Consider the following 16,494-nt stretch of genomic DNA (forward strand, 5'->3'; position numbering starts at 1 on the left):
TGGTTAGCGCGACTATGCCCGATCTGTCCAGTGACGTATCATCTCGCCGTGTTTCAAGTGCCGGATGAGGCGGCCTTCCCGTCCCGTCGTCAGGTTCATGCGGAGCTTCAACGATCGTGGTCAGGGCCCTGATCCTTCTGCTGGCGCAGCTCGCGGATACTCCGATCGTGTCGGAGGCGGTCGAGACCGGCGAACACCGCCTGGTCGATCTCCGGACATTCGAGTGCCGGGACATCACCCGCAGCACGGTGCTTCAGCGGGTCTGTTACGATCGCGCGCAGCAGGACCTGATCGTCGCGAGCAACGGCGCCTATCACCGCTATTGCGGTGTGACGGCCGATACGGTCGAACGCCTCCTCGTCGCGCCCTCCATGGGCCAGTTCTTCAACCGGACTATCAGGCGGGAGGCGGCCGGCGGCCGCTACGATTGCACCTGAGCCCAGTGCCGCTCAATCGGTCAACATGGCGCCGACGTCGGCTTCGGCAACGACCTGACCGTTGACCTTTGCATCGCCGTGAAACCACCACATGGTCTTGCGGCGGCCGAGCGAGCGCATGTGATACTCGATCGTATCGCCCGGCAGCACCGGCTTGCGAAACTTGCACTTGTCGATGGTGAGGAAATAGACCGCCCGCGGCTTCTCGGTGCCCTCGACCGACTTGATGCCGATCACGCCCGCGGTCTGCGCCATCGCCTCGATCATCATGACGCCGGGATAGACCGGACGCTCGGGGAAATGTCCCTGGAACGCCGGCTCGTTGAAGGTGACGTTCTTGATGCCGATGCCGCTGTAATCGGCGCGGATGTTGATCACGCGGTCGATCAGCAGCATCGGAAAGCGGTGCGGCAGTGTCTGGAGGATCGCGTTGATGTCCACCAGCTCGAACTTAACAGGTGATTCCGCCGTCATTCCCGTCCCTCGTCCTTCGGATCGGCCTTGCTGTCGCGTACCAGCCGCTCAACCGCGATGATCTCCTTGAACCATTGCTTGGTCGGCTTGGCGAAGTGCCCGCCCCAGCGGCCGCCCGGCGGGATGTCGTCCTTGACCGCGCTCATCGCCGTCACCTGCGCCCCGTCGCCGATCTTGAGGTGATTGTTGATGCCAACCTTCGCTCCGAGCGCCACGTTGTCGCCGATGGTCAGGCTGCCGGCGAGCCCGATCTGGGCCGCGAGCAGGCAGTGCCGGCCGATCGTCACATTGTGGCCGATCTGGACCTGATTGTCGATTTTGGTCCCCTCGCCGATCACGGTGTCACGCAAGGACCCGCGGTCGATCGTGGTGTTGGCCCCGACCTCGACGTCGTTCTGGATCAGCACGCGCCCGGTCTGCGGCACCTTCAGATGGCCCTCCGGGCCGAAGAAGATGAAGCCGTAGCCGTCCTGGCCGATCGAGCAGCCGGGATGGATCAGCACGTTGTTGCCGATCAGGGCGCACTGGATAGCGGTCCGGGCGCCGACATTGCAATCCCGGCCGATCTTGACGCCGGGGCCGATCACCGCCCCGACGCCGATCACGGTGCCGCTGCCGATCTCGACGTCCGGGCCGATCACGGCCAGGGGGTCGACGACCACGCCGTCCTCGAGCCGGGCCGTGGGATCGATGATGGCCGATGGCGCGATACCGTCGTTGCCGACCCAGGATTGCGGCCGCAGCGCGTCGGCGTGCCATTCCCGCGCGATCCGGACAAAGGCGCGGAATGGCTGCGCCACCCGCAGCACGGCCACATGTTCGGGCACCTCGGCCTCGAAGCGCGGACTGACCAGACAGGCCCCCGCCTTGGTCGCCCTGAGCTGATCGGCGTATTTGAGGTTGTCGAAGAACGCCAGATGCATCGGGCCAGCTTCGTCGAGCGAAGCAAGGCCTGTGATGACGTGGCCGCCCCTCGCGGGGTCGACCAGCTGCGCCTTTGTCAGCGTGGCAATGTCGGCCAACGCTGCGGCAGGCGGCTTTGTGAAGAAGATCGGCTGCGCCATTCCACCCCGTCGCGGTCCGGCTTCGGCATGAAGCGGTCAGGCCGCATCATGCCTCATGTCCTGGATCGGCACGATCCCTTTCCGAAACCGGTTCCGGTGATCCGGATCGTGCCGTGCTGATCGAATTAGAACGTGGTGCCGCCGCCGAACCGGAATTCCTGCGTGCGGTCGTACTTGCCCTTGCTGAGCGGCACGGCGTAGTCGAAGCGCAGCGGTCCGAACGGCGACTGCCAGATCACGCCGACACCGACCGACGAGCGAACGACCTTGCTGTCGTCATAGACGAGACCGGTGCAGGTCCCCGTGCTCGAGGGATTGATGCTCGACGGGATACATCCCGGCGCATTGACCTCGTTGGTGGTGGTCCAGCTCGTCGGTCCCTTGTAGTCGTAGAGGCCGCCGGCGTCGGCATAGACCGCGCCCTTCAGACCCACTTCCTTGGGCAGGAACCAGAACGGCATCTGCAATTCGAACGAAGCACCCCAATACTGGGTGCCGCCGAGCGCATCCTGCGTGCCGAACGGGTTCAAGTCGCGCGGACCGATGCCGTTCGGGGCGAAGCCGCGGACGAGGTTCGGGCCCATCTGGAAGTGGTCGAGCATGCGCAGATCGGTGCCGATCTTGTTCAGCATGCCGCCTTGCAAGCGGACGAGGCCGACGATGTCGGACACGAGCGGAGTGTAGTACTTCGCGTCGACGACCGACTTCAGATAGGAGACGTCGCCGCCGACGCCGGCGAAGTCCTGCCGGAAGTCGACGAGCAGACCGTCGGTCGGGTTCTTGTTGTTGTCCAGCGTGTTGTAGGTCAGCGTGTAGCCGAGCGCCGAAGTCAGCGTCTTGCCGTTGGCGAGCTCCTTGCGCACCGGCAGCGAGGCTTCGCCATCGTTGTAGCAGCCGAGGCCGTTGGTGGACGGATCCAGAGGTATACCGGTGGCAGCAGAGAAGGCCGGGCTGGGATTGAAGGCCGCCGAACCAACCACGTTGTTACAGTTCGCCAGGTAGCCCGGCAGGGTGATTTCCTGCCGATAGATCGAGTAGCGCACCTGGAGCGAGAGATCTTCACGCAAGGAGAAGCCGAGGCGCGGCGAGAAGCCGAGCGTCTTGGTGCCGTAGGAGATGTAGCTGTTGGACTTCTGCTCACGCTGATAGAGGTCGAGGCCGAGCGCGACGCGGTAGTCGAGCAGGTACGGCTCGACGAACGACAGCGAGTAGCCGCGCGCATACTGGCCATAGGTCACCGCAGCCTTGGCGAACAGGCCGCGACCGAGCAGGTTGCGCTCGGAGATCGAGACTTCGGCCAGCGCGCCGTCGGTGGTGGAGTAACCGCCCGAGACCGAGAAGTCGCCGGTCGACTTTTCTTCCATGTCGACGATCAGGATGACGCGGTCACTCGACGAGCCCGGCTCGGTCGTGATCTTCACGCTCTTGAAATAGTCGAGGTTCTTCAGGCGCCGCTCGGCACGGTCGACCAGCGCGCGGTTGTAGGCGTCGCCTTCCGAGATGTCGAACTCGCGGCGGATCACGTAGTCGCGCGTGCGGGTGTTGCCGCGCAGGTTGATGCGCTCGATATAGGTGCGCGGGCCCTCGTCGATGTTGAACACGACGGACACGGTGTGCGCTTCGAAGTTGCGATCGCCGCCGGGCCGGACCACGGCAAAGGCATAGCCGCGGCGGGAGGCTTCGATCTGCATCTCCTCGACCGACTTCTCGACCAATTCGACGTTGTAGAGCGAGCCGACATTGAGGCGCGAATAGGCGCGCATCGAGCTCGGATCGAAGTTCGGAATGCTGCTGCGGAAATCCACCGCGCCGACGCGGTATTGCTGACCTTCCTCGATCTTGAAGGTGACGTTGAAGCCCTTCTTCTCCGGATCGTATTCGGTCAGCGCCGCCACGACCTGCACGTCGGCGAAGCCGTTCTTGAGGTAGAATCGGCGGATCAGATCGCGATCGGCTTCGACGCGGTCGGGATCGTAGACGTCACCGCTGCCGAGGAAGCTCAGCAGATTCGTCTCGCGCGTCTTGATCACGTCGCGGAGGCGGTAGGACGAGAAGGCATTGTTGCCGACGAACTCGATCGACCGGACGCCGGTCTTGACGCCCTCCTCGACCGTGAAGATCAGGTCGACGCGGTTGTTCGGCTGCTCGATGATCTCGGGCGTGACGCGCACGTCGTAGCGGCCGGAGCGGCGATAGATTTCGGCGATACGGAGCGTGTCCGACTGCACCATGGCGCGGGAGAAGGTGCCGCGCGCCTTGGACTGGACTTCAGCAGTGAGCTGCTCGTCCTTGATCTTCTTGTTGCCCTCGAAGGCGATACGGCCGATCACCGGGTTTTCCACCACGGAGACGATGAGCTGGCCGCCGGAACCGCGGTTGATCCTGACGTCCTGGAACAGGCCGGTCTCGATCAACGCCTTGAGGCCGTCGTCGATGGCGGCCTGATCCAGCCGGCCGCCGGGACCCGGCTTGAAATAGGAGCGGATCGTCTCCACCTCGACGCGGCGATTCCCTTCGACGGAAATCGACTGCACGGTCTGGGCGAGCGCAGACGAAGACACGAAAACAGCCCCAACCGGGGCAACCACCGGCGCGCCGAACAAGATCAGGGTCGCGAGCAAGCCCCCCCGGAGTCGCAGTCCAAACTTCATCGCGCAACGCGCCCTTATCATTCCCTGCCAGACCCAACCCCAACGCCGGTCCGGAGATTCCCCAAGTTCAGGCCGCTTGTAGCCAATTTCGCCGACGCCGCAAACGGCCGAAAGCGCCGTAATTTCAATTTCATTCCAAGACGTTGCTCAACAGCAACGCCACAAAAAAGCCCCTATCAGGAAGCTGCCATCCGCAGGATGTCGTTGTAGGTCGCAAACACCATCAACATCAGCACCAGGCCAAGCCCGATTCGGAACCCCATTTCCTGGGTCCGCTCGGACAAAGGCCGGCCCCGGACCACCTCGGCCGCATAGAACATCAGGTGGCCGCCATCGAGCAGCGGGATCGGGAACAGGTTCAAAAGGCCGATCGACACCGACAGCACCGCGCAGAGATTGATCACGAACTGGAACCCGGCGCTGGCCGCCTGCCCCGACATTTTCGCGATTCCCAGGACGCCGCTGACCTCGTTCGGATTGCCCTGGCCGACGAACAGCGAGCCCAGGAACTTGAAAGTGCTGGTGATGATGAACCAGACCTGCTCGACGCCGATCTTGAGCGCTTCGCCGACGCCGACCGGGGTGGTCGAGGCCTCCCCGGCCTGCGACTTGTGCTCGATGCCGAGAACGCCGAGACGGTGGCTGTTGCCGAACGGGTCCTTGCGCTCCAGCAGCGCCGGGGTCGCGGTCAGCGAGACGACGGCGCCGTCGCGCTTCACCTGGAAGGTAAGAGCCGAACCGGCGTTCATCGCAACGATTCGCTGCATGTCGGCAAAGCTCTCGATCGGCTTGCCGTCGATCTGGATGACGACGTCGCCCACCTTGAAGCCGGCGGCAGCCGCCGCGCCGTTGGCGACGACACCGTCGACCCGGGCGATCGTGCTCGGCTTGCCGTAATAGAGCGCCATTCCGGCGAAGATCAGCGCGCCCAGGATGAAATTGGCGATTGGTCCGGCCGCGACGATCGCCGCCCGGGGACCGACCTTCTTGTGGTGGAAGCTGCCGGCGCGCTCCTCGGCCGACATAGCCGCCAGCGTCTGGGCCGACGGGGTCGAGGCCTCGCTCTCGTCGCCGAAGAACTTGACGTAGCCGCCGAGCGGGATCGCCGAGATCTTCCAGCGGGTGCCACGGCGGTCGTTGAAGCCGACCAGCTCGGGGCCGAAGCCGAGCGAAAAGGTTAACACGCGTACGCCCGCCCAGCGCGCGACCAGGAAATGGCCGAGCTCGTGGAAGAACACGACAATGGTCAGGACGAACAGGAAGGGAACCGCGTAGCCGAGGAGCCCATGGCTCAAAGTATTGAAACTATGGACGAAAAAGTCGATCATCGAATTCCCTCACCCAGCGCCGCAAGGCCCTGGTCCCGAACCAACTAGGATGCCTTTAAGGCAATTTGAGGCAATAGGGCGGCAGCCCTATTTCGCGCAACATGGTCAACAGAGATTGCATCGTCTGCGGAGGTCAGGGGCGCCTGGTTGCCGCCTTTGATCCAATCCTCAAGGGTCGCCTCGACCAGCCGGGCAATCGCACCGAACCGGATCTTGCCGCCGATGAAGGCGGCCACCGCGACCTCGTTGGCGGCATTGTAGACCGTGGTCGCGCCCTTCCCGGTCCGGAGCGATTCGTAGGCCAGCCGCAGTCCAGGGAAGCGCTCGAAGTCCGGCGCTTCGAAGGTCAGCTGGCCGATCTTGGCAAGGTCGAGCTTGGCCGCCGGGCCCTTGATGCGATCGGGCCAGCCGAGGCAATGGGCAATCGGCGTCCTCATGTCGGGCGCGCCGAGCTGGGCCACCACCGAGCGGTCGGAAAACTCGACCATGCCGTGAATGATCGACTGCGGATGAACCAGCACGTCGATCTCGTCCGGCGAGAGCGCGAACAGATAGGACGCCTCGATCACCTCGAGCCCCTTGTTCATCATGGAGGCCGAATCGATCGTGATCTTCTGGCCCATGCTCCAGTTCGGATGCTTCAGGGCCTGCTCGAGCGTCGCCTGCTCGATGTCTGAGGGCTTCCAGGTCCGGAACGGGCCGCCGGACGCGGTGATGATGACGCGGACGAGCTCGTCCCGATTGCCTGAGCTCAGCGCCTGGAACAGCGCGTTGTGCTCGGAATCGGCCGGCAGGATGCAGGCGCCGGCTTTTGCCGCGCGCTGCATGAAGAAGTCGCCGGCGCAGACCAGGCACTCCTTATTGGCGAGCGCGACATGCGCGCCGCGATCGACCGCGGCGAGCGCCGGCTTCAGCCCGGCAGCGCCGCTGACCGCCGCCATCACCCAGTCGGCCGGACGCGCGCCGGCCTCGATCACCGCGCTTTCGCCGGCGCCGCATTCGGTACTGGTGCCCGCGAGCGCAGCCTTGAGCTCGGCGAGCTTGGAGGTGTCGGCGATCGCGACATAGCGCGCGTTGAATTCCTTGGCGAGCTTGGCGAGCGCTGCGACATTGCCGTTCGCCGTCAGCGCCTCGACACGGTAGCGCTCGGGCGAGGCGCGCAAGAGATCCATCGTGCTGTCGCCGATCGAGCCGGTGGCACCGAGGACCGTGACGCTGCGAATGTCGGACGCAGCAAGCCTGTTGTTACGCAAGGGAACGGCGCTCATATCCTCACCAAACCATAAGACCGCTTCCGGCGCTATGCACACCATGGCGGAAAAAGCCGATAAACCAGGCCGCCAGGATGGCGGCGACAAATCCGTCCAGGCGGTCCATAAGGCCGCCATGGCCGGGAATTAAGTGACTGGAATCCTTGACACCGAAGCGCCGCTTCACGGCGGATTCGAAGAGATCGCCGAGCTGCGACACCATCGACAGGACGGCGCCGACGAGCAGCAGCGGAATCAGCTTTCCGATCCCGGAGGCGGCGAAGCCGGCCGCGACCGCAAGGCTCGCCGCAAAGCCGCCGAGCGCGCCGGCCCAAGTCTTTTTCGGGCTCACGCGCGGCCATAATTTCGGGCCGCCGATGCTGCGTCCGGCGAAATAGCCGCCGATGTCGGTCGCCCACACCACGAGCAGCACGAACATCAGCGCGGAGAAGCCGTTGACGAGATCCTTGCGCACCAGGATCGAGGCCAGCAGCGCCGCCGCCGCATAGGCAAACCCGCTCGCCGCCCACAAGAACTTGCCCCGGGCGATCAGCGTCACGATGGCACCGCCAATGAGGCCGGTGACGACGGAGGTCTTGAGCGCGCCGAAAGCGACGGAGGCTCCCATCATGGCGATCACGACCGTCCCTGCCCCGGTCAGCGCGGCCGATGCTGCGCCCACCACCATCAGCCATTCCGCGAACAGCCCGATCGAGACCAGGGTGACGAGAAGCGCCCACAACCAGCCACCGGCATAGGCGATCGCGATGGCCAGCGGCGCCAGCACCAGCGCTGCGAGGACCCGCATCACCAGATTGCTCGGGGCAGGCTTGGCGCCCGCCGATGCAGGATCGGGTTCGTTCACGAGGCGGTCTTCGCAACCAGGCCGCCGAAACGGCGCTCGCGCCTGGCAAATTCGGCGATCGCGCTTTCCAGCGCCGCCTTGTCGAAGTCGGGCCAATGGATCGGCACGAACACGAGCTCGCTATAGGCGGCCTGCCACATCAGAAAGTTCGACAGGCGCTGCTCGCCGCTGGTGCGGATGATGAGGTCGGGGTCGGGGATGTCGGGCGCGTCGAGATGCGCGCCAAGCGTCTCGGCGTCGATCGTGGCAGGATCCCGCCTGCCCTCCGCGACCTCGCGGGCCAGCTTCTGCGCCGCTTTCGCGATCTCCTGCCGCGAGCCGTAGTTGAAGGCGACGACGAGCGTCAGGCGCGTGTTGTCGCGCGTCAGCTCCTCGGCCTCGTTCAGCAAGGCGCAGATGTCGCTCTCGAGCCCCTCGCGCTCGCCGATGATGCGGACCTTGACGCCGTCGCGATGCAGGCTCGCCAGGTCGTTGCGGATGAAGCGCCGCAGCAGGCCGAACAGGTCGCCGATCTCGCTCGCCGGGCGCGACCAGTTCTCCGACGAGAACGAGAAGATGGTGAGATAGCGGATGCCGAGCTCGTGCGAGGCGCGCACCACGCGGCGCAGCGCGTCGACGCCGCGGCGATGCCCTTCCGCACGCGGCAGACCGCGCGCGGCCGCCCAACGCCCGTTGCCGTCCATGATGATGGCGACATGCGCAGGCGCCTCGGACCTGTCGGGTCCTTCGGTTGCGGGCGCGGCGGCGTTGGACATGAAGGCGATGCCTTAAAGCATGATCCGGAAAAGTGCGAAGCGGTTTTCCGACAAGATCATGCGCGAACAATAGCCTAAAGCGCGATGATGATACTCATCGCGCTTTAGACGGTGAGGATTTCTTTTTCCTTGGCGGCCAGCAACTGGTCGATCTCGGCGATGGTGCCGTCGGTCGCCTTCTGCACCTCGTCGGCGTGACGCTTCTGGTCGTCCTCCGACATCTCGTGATTCTTCTCGAGCTTCTTGAGCACGTCGAGACCGTCGCGGCGGACATGGCGCGCGGCGACCTTGGCGGCTTCGGCATATTTGTGCGCGACCTTCACCAGCTCCTTGCGGCGCTCCTCGTTGAGCTCGGGAATGCGCAGGCGCAGCACCTGGCCCTCGGTCGCGGGCGACAGGCCGAGATTGGAATCGACGATCGCCTTCTCGACGGCCTTGACCATCGACTTGTCCCAGACCTGCACCGAGATCAGCCGTGGCTCCGGCACGCTGACGGTGGCGAGCTGGTTGAGCGGCATGTGGCTGCCATAGGCCTCGACCTGCACCGGATCGAGCATCGAGGCGGAGGCGCGTCCCGTGCGCAGGCCGCCGAGCTCGTGCTTGAGCGAGGCGACGGCGCCCTGCATGCGACGCTTCACTTCGTTGAGATCGAAATTACCCGTGGCCATCACGTTTCTCCTTCAAAATCCCGGCGACCGCTCCGCACCGTCCGTTCGGCGCGCCAGATGAGCCGTCAGCCGGCGACGATGGTTCCGTGGCCGACGCCACGCAGAATCGCGCCGATCGAGCCCGGCTCCGCGATCGAGAATACGATGATAGGCAGCGATGTCTCGCGGGCAAGCGCGAAGGCGGTCGCATCCATCACCTTGTAACCGCCCTCGATCGCCTGCGAATGCGTCAGGCGGTCGAACCGCGTCGCGGTCGGATCCTGCTTCGGATCGGCCGAGTAGACCCCGTCGACATTCGTCGCCTTCAGGACCGCCTGCGCGCCGATCTCGGCGGCCCGCAGTACCGCGGTCGTGTCGGTGGTGAAGAACGGGTTGCCGGTCCCGCCGCCGAGCAGCACGATGCGGCCCTCGGCCAGGTATTTGTGTGCCGCAGTGCGGGTGAACAGCTCGGAAATCTCGGGCATGACGAAGGCCGACAGGGTCCGCGCCGGCGTTCCCTTGCGCTCGATCGCCGCTTCCAGCGCGAGGCAATTCATCATGGTGGCCAGCATGCCCATGGTGTCGCCGGTGGTGCGCGACACCCCGCGGGATGAGACCTCGACGCCGCGGACCATGTTGCCGCCACCGATCACGACCGCGACCTCAGTGCCGAGATGGCGGGCCGCGATCAGATCGTCCGCAACCCGGTCGACGGTCGGCTGATCGATGCCAAAGCCTTGCCGTCCCGCGAGATACTCGCCGGACAGCTTGATCACGACGCGACGATAGACCGGATCAGTCATGAGCACTTTCCTTGTCCGGGCGCCGCTTCCGGCGGCACGCCGGAAGGAACTTCCGGCGCTTACTTCTTGCCGCTGGCCGCGGCGACCTCGGCCGCGAAGTCGCTTTCCTGCTTCTCGATTCCCTCGCCGAGAGCATAGCGCACAAAGCCCGCGATTTTCACAGCCCCGCCGACCTTGCCCTCGGCCTCCTTCACCGCCTGCGCCACCGACTTGCCGGTGTCGTGGATGAAGGCCTGCTCGAGCAGGCAGACTTCCTTGTAGTAGGTCTTGAGGCCGGACTCGACGATCTTCTCGATCACGTTCTCGGGCTTGCCCTGCTGACGGTACTTGTCGGCCAGTACGTCCTTCTCGCGCTTGACCACGGCCGGATCGAGGCCGGACGGATCGAGCGCCAGCGGGTTGGCGGCCGCAATGTGCATCGCGATCTGACGGCCGAGCGCTGCGAGCTCATCGGCCTTGCCCGGCGATTCCAGCGCCACGATCACGCCCATCTTGCCGGCGCCGTCGATGACGGCACCATGGACGTAGTGCGAGACAACGCCCTGGCTCACCTCGAGCGCGGCGGCGCGGCGGAGCGTCATGTTCTCGCCGATGGTGGCGATCGCATCATTGATGGCGGTTTCGATCGTGACGTCGCCGACCTTGGCGGCCTTGATCTTCTCGACGTCCGCTCCGACGTCGAACGCGACCTGGGCGATCATCTTGACCAGGCCCTGGAACTGGCCGTTGCGCGCAACGAAGTCGGTCTCGGAGTTGACCTCGACCACGACGCCCTTGGTGCCCTTGGTGAGCGCGCCGATCAGGCCCTCGGCGGCGACGCGGCCCGACTTCTTGGCGGCCTTGGACAGGCCCTTCTTGCGCAGCCAGTCCTGCGCCGCTTCCATGTTGCCGTCGTTTTCGGTGAGCGCGGCCTTGCAGTCCATCATGCCCGCGCCGGTCGATTCGCGCAGGTCCTTGACCATCGCAGCTGTGATCGTTGCCATCGTTGAAAATCCTTTGTGCCTGCCGGTTTGCCGCGGCGCGGCATCGAATCGCCCCGCCGCGGTCCATCTCAGGAATTCGCGTCAACTGAAATGGTGGCCGGATCCTATCCGGCCAACCCATCGCTCTTTTTGACTATTCCGCTTCCGCGGTCAGCGCCTTGGCCTTGGCCACCCAGGCATCCGCACGGCTCGGCAGACCGACTTCTTCGCCGATCGTGTGCGCGGTGTCGTGGTCGAGCTCGGCGAGCTGCCAATAGTGGAAGATGCCGAGGTCGTTGAACTTCTTCTCGATCGCGCCCGACACGCCCGGGAGCTTCTTGAGGTCGTCGGCAGTGCCGCGGGGACCCGCAAGGCCCTGGAAGCCGCTCGAGGACGCCGCCGGCAGCTCTTCGGCGACCGGCTGGGCCGATGCGCCGACGTCGATGCCCGAATCGCCCTGCGCGCGCGAGATGCCGTCGATCGCCGCACGCGCGACGAGATCGCAGTACAGCGAGATGGCGCGGCCGGCGTCGTCATTGCCCGGCACCACATAGGTGATGCCCTTCGGGTCCGAATTGGTGTCGACGATCGCAGCGACCGGGATGTTGAGCCGCTGGGCTTCCTGGATCGCGATGTCTTCCTTGTTGGTGTCGATCACGAAGATCAGGTCGGGCAGACCGCCCATGTCCTTGATGCCGCCGAGCGAGCGGTCGAGCTTGTCGCGCTCGCGCTGCAGCGTCAGGCGCTCCTTCTTCGTGTAGGAATTGGCTTCGCCGCCCGAGAGCACGTCGTCGAGGTGACGCAGGCGCTTGATGGAAGCCGAGATCGTCTTCCAGTTGGTCAGCGTGCCGCCGAGCCAGCGCGAATTGACGAAATACTGCGCGCAGCGCTTGGCCGCGTCGGCAACGCCGTCCTGCGCCTGGCGCTTGGTGCCGACGAACAGGATGCGGCCGCCCTTGGCCACCGTGTCGCTGACGGCCTGGAGGGCCTGATGCAGCATCGGCACGGTCTGGGCGAGGTCGACGATGTGGATGTTGTTGCGGGTGCCGAAAATGAACGGAGCCATTTTCGGATTCCAGCGGTGAGACTGGTGACCAAAGTGCACGCCAGCTTCGAGCAGCTGACGCATAGTGAAATCGGGCAGTGCCATCGTTCTAATTCTCCGGTTGGTTCCTCCGGAAACGTGTGAGCAAAACGGAGCGTTCACGCCCCGGTTGCCACCGGACGGCCTTGTGAGCCATGTTTCCGTGTGAGATGGCGCGCTATATAGCGCCATTTCGGCCAGAAGCAAGGAAATAACGGCCTTTGGGGACGCCTCTAGGCTGCTGTCGCATCCCGGCATCCCCTGCCCCTCGCGCCTCCTAACACCTGGGCTGGCCCGGGGGGCAGCTCTTCGGTGGCGGTCCGGCCGGCCGCGGAGGCGCATGCGGCGCGGCGGCCATCGGCGGCGGCGCCGGTCGGGCGACCGGAGGTGGCGGCGGCGGCGGCGCTGGCCGCGCAACCGGCGGCGGAGGTGGTGCCGGCCGCGCCATTACTGGCGGAGGCGGCGGCGGCGCCGGCCGGGCAACAGGTGGCGGCGGCGCCGGCCGTGCCACGGCCACGGGCGGAGGCGCCGCTCGCGGCGGCGGAGGTGGCGCAACGCGCGGCGGAGGCGGCGGCGTCGGCCTTGCCAGAGCCTGAGGAGGCGGCGGCGGAGCGGCGGGCCTGGCGGCCTGCGGCGGCGGTGGCGCGGGCCGATGACCCTGAACTCCGGACGGTGTCCGCGCCGCTACGGGCGGCGGCGCAGGTGTCACGGGTTTGACCGCAGTCGGGGCCGCGGGCTTGCCGGTGGCCGCGCTCGGCGGCGGCAAAGCGCCCGGCTGGGGCCCGCCCGGCCTGCCGCGCAGGTCAGGCACAGGCGGGGTCGTTGTCCCCGGCGGCCTGGCCAGGGCCGCGGACGGGCTCGCCGCGGTTCCGGAAGCCGGCGGGTGATTAGGCGTCGTTGCCGCGTTCGGCTGCGCCGGCGGAACGTTGCCGCTCGGCGCCGTGGCGGTCGCGGCGGGCTTGCCAGGGGATGGGACAGTCCCGGGCGCAGCCCCTGCCCTGGCCGGCGGCGGCCCGCCGGGGGTGCCGGGCACGGGCAGCGTATTGGCCGGCGGCAGCTTGGTCGGGGCCAGCGCTTGCGGGGTTGCTGCGGCGTTGCCGGCGGGAGCGTTCGCGCTCGGACTGGGCGTGCCGCCGGGCGTCCCCGTCGCGGGCGGCGCTCCGGCCGGCGGGCTGCCCGGAGATCCCGGCACCGGCAGCGTATTGGCCGGCGGCGGCTTGGTCGGAGCCAGCGCTTGCGGGGTTGTAGCGGCACTGCCGGCGGGAGCGTTTGCGGTCGGACTTGGTGTGCCTCCCGGCGTCCCAGCTCCGGGCGCCGCTCCGGCTGGCGGGCTGCCGGGAGCTCCCGGCGGCGGCACAATATTGGCCTGCGGCAGCTTGGCGCCGGCGGGCGGCGGCGCTGTCGTGCCAGGCGCGACATTGGCCGGAGCTGGTGTCGGGATACCTGGCCTCGCCGTCGGCTGGATGGTCGCGCTCGGCGGCATCGGCGCCTTGCCCTGCTGGATCAGGGCGGCGCGCTGAACGACCGCCTGCGGCACGGCCGGTCCTGCCGGCGTGGCGCGGCCGGCAACCGCCGGCGCCAGATTGCCAGGTCCGATCCCAGATCCGAGCGCCGGCCCCGCGGCCGGCGGCGGCGCCGGCGGGCGGTTAATCACGGTGTTGATGACCGTGGTGTTGTGGATGTTCTGGTAGATGATGTTGTTCGGCGGCGGCGCGACATAGACCGGCGGCCTCACGAACACCGGGATCGGCACGAACACCGGCTGCGGCAGCACGAACAGACCGACCACCGGCAGCGGCGGCGGCAGCACGACGAAATCCGGCGGCGGCGGCGGCAGATAATAGACCGGCGGCGGCGGTGGCGGCGCGAAGCCGAAATCGGGATCGCTGAAATACAGCACCGGGCGATCGACATAGACCACCTCCTCCGGCGGCGGTGGCGGCACGTCGTAGTCGATCATCGCGAAGGTCGGCGGCGGCTCGGGCGGCGCGGTGAGGATCGCAAGGCGGCGCCGCGCATCCGCCGCATGCGGCCCGCGCGGATAGCGGCGCAGATACGACCAATAGGCCTCCGGCGTGTCGGTCCGGTAGGTCCGCCGCCAGGTGATGGCTTCGCGGCGCGCGGCAACGATCGCCATCACGCGCTTGGCGAGGGGATCGTTCGGATAGGCCGCGAGAAACTCTTCATAGGCCGCCAGCGTGTCGCGCTCGAGCGCGGCGGCATAGGCGTCCTGCACCCCGAGATCGCGGATCGGCTTGCCGCGGATCGCGGCGACCTGGTCGGGCGCAGCCTGCGGCGGCGGCGCATCGGGCGCGCGCTCGAAGAACGAGAATGGCGCCGAGATCTTCTGCTCGTTCCAGGGCACCTGCGCACCCTTGGAGGCCTCGTTGACGCGCAGGCGGACGCGGTCGAACACCTCGGGCAGCGGCAGGCCGCCGGTGCGGATCATCTCGGCGAGCGACTGCGCATAGATGCCGTAGGGCCCCGGCTCCTCCGGCGCCACCGTGCCGGGCGCGGCATTGAAGGCGATCAGCATGTTCGCCTCGGGCTCGACCAGCGCCAGACCGCTCGCGATCGGCTGACCGCCCTCGATGAAGGGCTGCGCACGGGCTGCATCGAGCACGACGATATTGGCCTTGAGCGGAATCGATGCGAGCTGGCGCGCATAGTCGCTGATGCGCAGAGCCTCGGTCGGTATGTCGGTGTCGCGGCTGATGTTGGAATCGACCGGGATGAAATAGTTCTCGCCGGCGAGCTGCACGCCGTAGCCGGCAAGATAGATCATCGCGACGGTGCCCGGGCCCGACGCCTGGGCCTTCTGGATGAAATCGCGCAAGCTCTTGCGCAGCGTGTCGCCGTCGAGATCGCGCGCGCCGACCACGTCGAAGCCGGCCGCCTGGAGCGTCTGCGCGATCAGGCCGGCATCGTTCGCGGTGGTCGCCAGCGGCGATTTGGCGTAGGCGCCATTGCCGACCACGAGCGCAATACGCTTTTCCTGCTGCTGGGCACGCGCCTGATGCGGCGCGCCTGCGGCAAGGACCGCCATCGGCAGGAGAAGGCAGAGGAAGACTTTGAGCGTCCCACGCATGGCTTGTGCCTGCTTTTGTCGTTGAGGTGGCCACCGCATATACCGCATATCAGGCGCGCGGCCAGCTGAATGGCACTTGAACGAAAAGCGCGGATTGAGGCGGCGGCATGGCGCCGCCGCCCAACTCAAACCTCCACGCCAAACCTCACGTCAAACCTCGAACCTCCACGTGAGGCCTGCAAGCCTCGCGACCGCACTGCGGCACAAGGCTCCTCGGTCCGTTCAGCCCTGGGCGATCAGATCGACCGTGCCCGTGGTTAGCCGGTAGATGCCGCCGACGACCTTCAGCTTGCCCTGCTCCGCGGCCGCATTGAGGATCGGCGCAGCCGTCTTCAGCTTGGCGATGTTGTCGACCACGTTCTGCCGGATCGCCTTGTTGAGCACGTCCCCGCCCTGCTGCATCGCCGCCTTTGCGGCGGGCGCGATCGCATCGACCAACGAGGGAATGTGCCCCGGCGGCGACGTATTGTCCTTGATCGCCTTCAGCGTCGCGTCGACCGCGCCGCAGGCATCATGGCCGAGCACGAGGATCAGCGGTGTGTTCAGCACCGCCACCGCATATTCCATGCTTGCGATGGTCTCGGTGCCGGCAAAATTTCCGGCGACGCGACAGACGAAGAGGTCGCCGCGCCCCGCGTCGAACGCATATTCCGGTGCGATGCGCGAGTCGGCGCAGCTCAGCACGGCCGCGAACGGATTCTGTCCGCCGGCCAGCGCCTCGCGCTCGTGCTTGAAATCGTGACGTCGCGACACGCCGGCGACGTAGCGCCCATTGCCTTCCATCAGTCGCTTCAGCGACGCGTCGGGCGACAGCACGTTCTGCGGCTTCGGCGGCTGCTTGGCGTCCTTGGCCAAGGCGCCACTGGCGAAAGCTCCACCGGCGAAGGTCATGCCGAACGCGGCGGCGCCAAACAGCATCGCCGATCGCCGCGACGGCGCGATGTCTTGGCGCAGAGAGTCTTGGCGCAGAGATTGGTGATGCAGAGTGTCAGAACACTTGTCGCACATGTGACGTCTCCTCGGGTCAGTGGACGAATGAAGCGTCGCGAAGATAGGTGCGCCGATATGAAGAAATAACAAATGTTA

The 16,494-nt window shown here is 66.4% G+C and carries 14 protein-coding genes; 1 reads left to right on the forward strand and 13 read right to left on the reverse strand.

Translation table 11 applies throughout. The features are described from left to right. Positions 1-116 precede the first annotated feature (116 nt). Positions 117-437: a KTSC domain-containing protein gene (locus I6F28_RS12705; RefSeq protein ID WP_225140032.1), complete on the forward strand. Its 321-nt coding sequence runs from the start codon at positions 117-119 to the stop codon at positions 435-437. A gap of 12 nt (positions 438-449) precedes the next feature. On the opposite strand, the gene fabZ is transcribed toward I6F28_RS12705, so the two are convergent. The 13 genes from fabZ to I6F28_RS12770 all read right to left on the reverse strand — a co-directional run bounded on the left by fabZ (position 450) and on the right by I6F28_RS12770 (position 16,416). Beyond that, the gene (fabZ, locus tag I6F28_RS12710) at positions 450-911 is read right to left on the reverse strand and encodes a 3-hydroxyacyl-ACP dehydratase FabZ (protein WP_036010015.1); all 462 of its coding nucleotides are present in this window, start codon (positions 909-911) and stop codon (positions 450-452) included. Beyond that, positions 908-1,975 (reverse strand): UDP-3-O-(3-hydroxymyristoyl)glucosamine N-acyltransferase, encoded by a 1,068-nt coding sequence (lpxD, locus tag I6F28_RS12715; protein WP_036010017.1) that lies wholly within the window; start codon positions 1,973-1,975, stop codon positions 908-910. Before lpxD ends, fabZ begins: the two co-directional genes overlap by 4 nt. Positions 1,976-2,100: 125 nt before the next feature. Continuing rightward, positions 2,101-4,626 (reverse strand): outer membrane protein assembly factor BamA, encoded by a 2,526-nt coding sequence (bamA, locus tag I6F28_RS12720; protein ID WP_036010019.1) that lies wholly within the window; start codon positions 4,624-4,626, stop codon positions 2,101-2,103. A 176-nt stretch (positions 4,627-4,802) separates the two neighbouring features. Beyond that, entirely contained in the window at positions 4,803-5,954 is a 1,152-nt protein-coding gene (gene rseP / locus I6F28_RS12725; protein ID WP_225140033.1) for an RIP metalloprotease RseP, read from the reverse strand. A 44-nt stretch (positions 5,955-5,998) separates the two neighbouring features. Then, positions 5,999-7,222, reverse strand: coding sequence for a 1-deoxy-D-xylulose-5-phosphate reductoisomerase (gene dxr, locus I6F28_RS12730; RefSeq protein WP_225125195.1), 1,224 nt, complete (start codon positions 7,220-7,222; stop codon positions 5,999-6,001). 4 nt (positions 7,223-7,226) lie between these two features. Next, positions 7,227-8,069 carry a phosphatidate cytidylyltransferase gene (locus I6F28_RS12735; RefSeq protein WP_036025246.1) on the reverse strand — a complete coding sequence of 281 codons (843 nt, stop codon included), beginning with the start codon at positions 8,067-8,069 and terminating at the stop codon, positions 7,227-7,229. Then, on the reverse strand, positions 8,066-8,824 hold the full coding sequence (locus I6F28_RS12740) for an isoprenyl transferase (protein WP_036010029.1): 759 nt from the start codon (positions 8,822-8,824) through the stop codon (positions 8,066-8,068). Before I6F28_RS12740 ends, I6F28_RS12735 begins: the two co-directional genes overlap by 4 nt. A gap of 104 nt (positions 8,825-8,928) precedes the next feature. Continuing rightward, a complete protein-coding gene (frr, locus tag I6F28_RS12745; protein ID WP_025036556.1) occupies positions 8,929-9,492 on the reverse strand; it encodes a ribosome recycling factor in 564 nt (187 codons plus the stop codon). A 65-nt stretch (positions 9,493-9,557) separates the two neighbouring features. Next, a complete protein-coding gene (pyrH, locus tag I6F28_RS12750) occupies positions 9,558-10,274 on the reverse strand; it encodes a UMP kinase (RefSeq protein WP_036010035.1) in 717 nt (238 codons plus the stop codon). Between the two features lie 59 nt (positions 10,275-10,333). Further along, positions 10,334-11,257 carry a translation elongation factor Ts gene (gene tsf / locus I6F28_RS12755; protein WP_225112543.1) on the reverse strand — a complete coding sequence of 308 codons (924 nt, stop codon included), beginning with the start codon at positions 11,255-11,257 and terminating at the stop codon, positions 10,334-10,336. Positions 11,258-11,390: 133 nt separating this feature from the next. Beyond that, positions 11,391-12,386, reverse strand: coding sequence for a 30S ribosomal protein S2 (locus tag I6F28_RS12760; RefSeq protein WP_036010040.1), 996 nt, complete (start codon positions 12,384-12,386; stop codon positions 11,391-11,393). A 211-nt stretch (positions 12,387-12,597) separates the two neighbouring features. After that, on the reverse strand, positions 12,598-15,408 hold the full coding sequence (locus I6F28_RS12765) for a caspase family protein (protein ID WP_225140034.1): 2,811 nt from the start codon (positions 15,406-15,408) through the stop codon (positions 12,598-12,600). A 222-nt stretch (positions 15,409-15,630) separates the two neighbouring features. Next, positions 15,631-16,416: a carbonic anhydrase gene (locus I6F28_RS12770; protein WP_036010065.1), complete on the reverse strand. Its 786-nt coding sequence runs from the start codon at positions 16,414-16,416 to the stop codon at positions 15,631-15,633. Positions 16,417-16,494 lie beyond the last annotated feature (78 nt).

Source organism: Bradyrhizobium sp. NBAIM14 (assembly GCF_020193895.1).
In the GTDB taxonomy this organism is placed as follows: domain Bacteria; phylum Pseudomonadota; class Alphaproteobacteria; order Rhizobiales; family Xanthobacteraceae; genus Bradyrhizobium; species Bradyrhizobium yuanmingense.

Bases quoted from the DNA above. Each gene is read 5' to 3' on its own strand.
- frr (WP_025036556.1), bottom strand. From the start codon at position 9,492: ATGGCCACGGGTAATTTCGATCTCAACGAAGTGAAGCGTCGCATGCAG.
- I6F28_RS12740 (WP_036010029.1), bottom strand. From the start codon at position 8,824: ATGTCCAACGCCGCCGCGCCCGCAACCGAAGGACCCGACAGGTCCGAG.
- bamA (WP_036010019.1), bottom strand. From the start codon at position 4,626: ATGAAGTTTGGACTGCGACTCCGGGGGGGCTTGCTCGCGACCCTGATC.
- fabZ (WP_036010015.1), bottom strand. From the start codon at position 911: ATGACGGCGGAATCACCTGTTAAGTTCGAGCTGGTGGACATCAACGCG.
- I6F28_RS12760 (WP_036010040.1), bottom strand. From the start codon at position 12,386: ATGGCACTGCCCGATTTCACTATGCGTCAGCTGCTCGAAGCTGGCGTG.
- rseP (WP_225140033.1), bottom strand. From the start codon at position 5,954: ATGATCGACTTTTTCGTCCATAGTTTCAATACTTTGAGCCATGGGCTC.
- dxr (WP_225125195.1), bottom strand. From the start codon at position 7,222: ATGAGCGCCGTTCCCTTGCGTAACAACAGGCTTGCTGCGTCCGACATT.
- tsf (WP_225112543.1), bottom strand. From the start codon at position 11,257: ATGGCAACGATCACAGCTGCGATGGTCAAGGACCTGCGCGAATCGACC.
- I6F28_RS12765 (WP_225140034.1), bottom strand. From the start codon at position 15,408: ATGCGTGGGACGCTCAAAGTCTTCCTCTGCCTTCTCCTGCCGATGGCG.
- I6F28_RS12770 (WP_036010065.1), bottom strand. From the start codon at position 16,416: ATGTGCGACAAGTGTTCTGACACTCTGCATCACCAATCTCTGCGCCAA.
- lpxD (WP_036010017.1), bottom strand. From the start codon at position 1,975: ATGGCGCAGCCGATCTTCTTCACAAAGCCGCCTGCCGCAGCGTTGGCC.
- pyrH (WP_036010035.1), bottom strand. From the start codon at position 10,274: ATGACTGATCCGGTCTATCGTCGCGTCGTGATCAAGCTGTCCGGCGAG.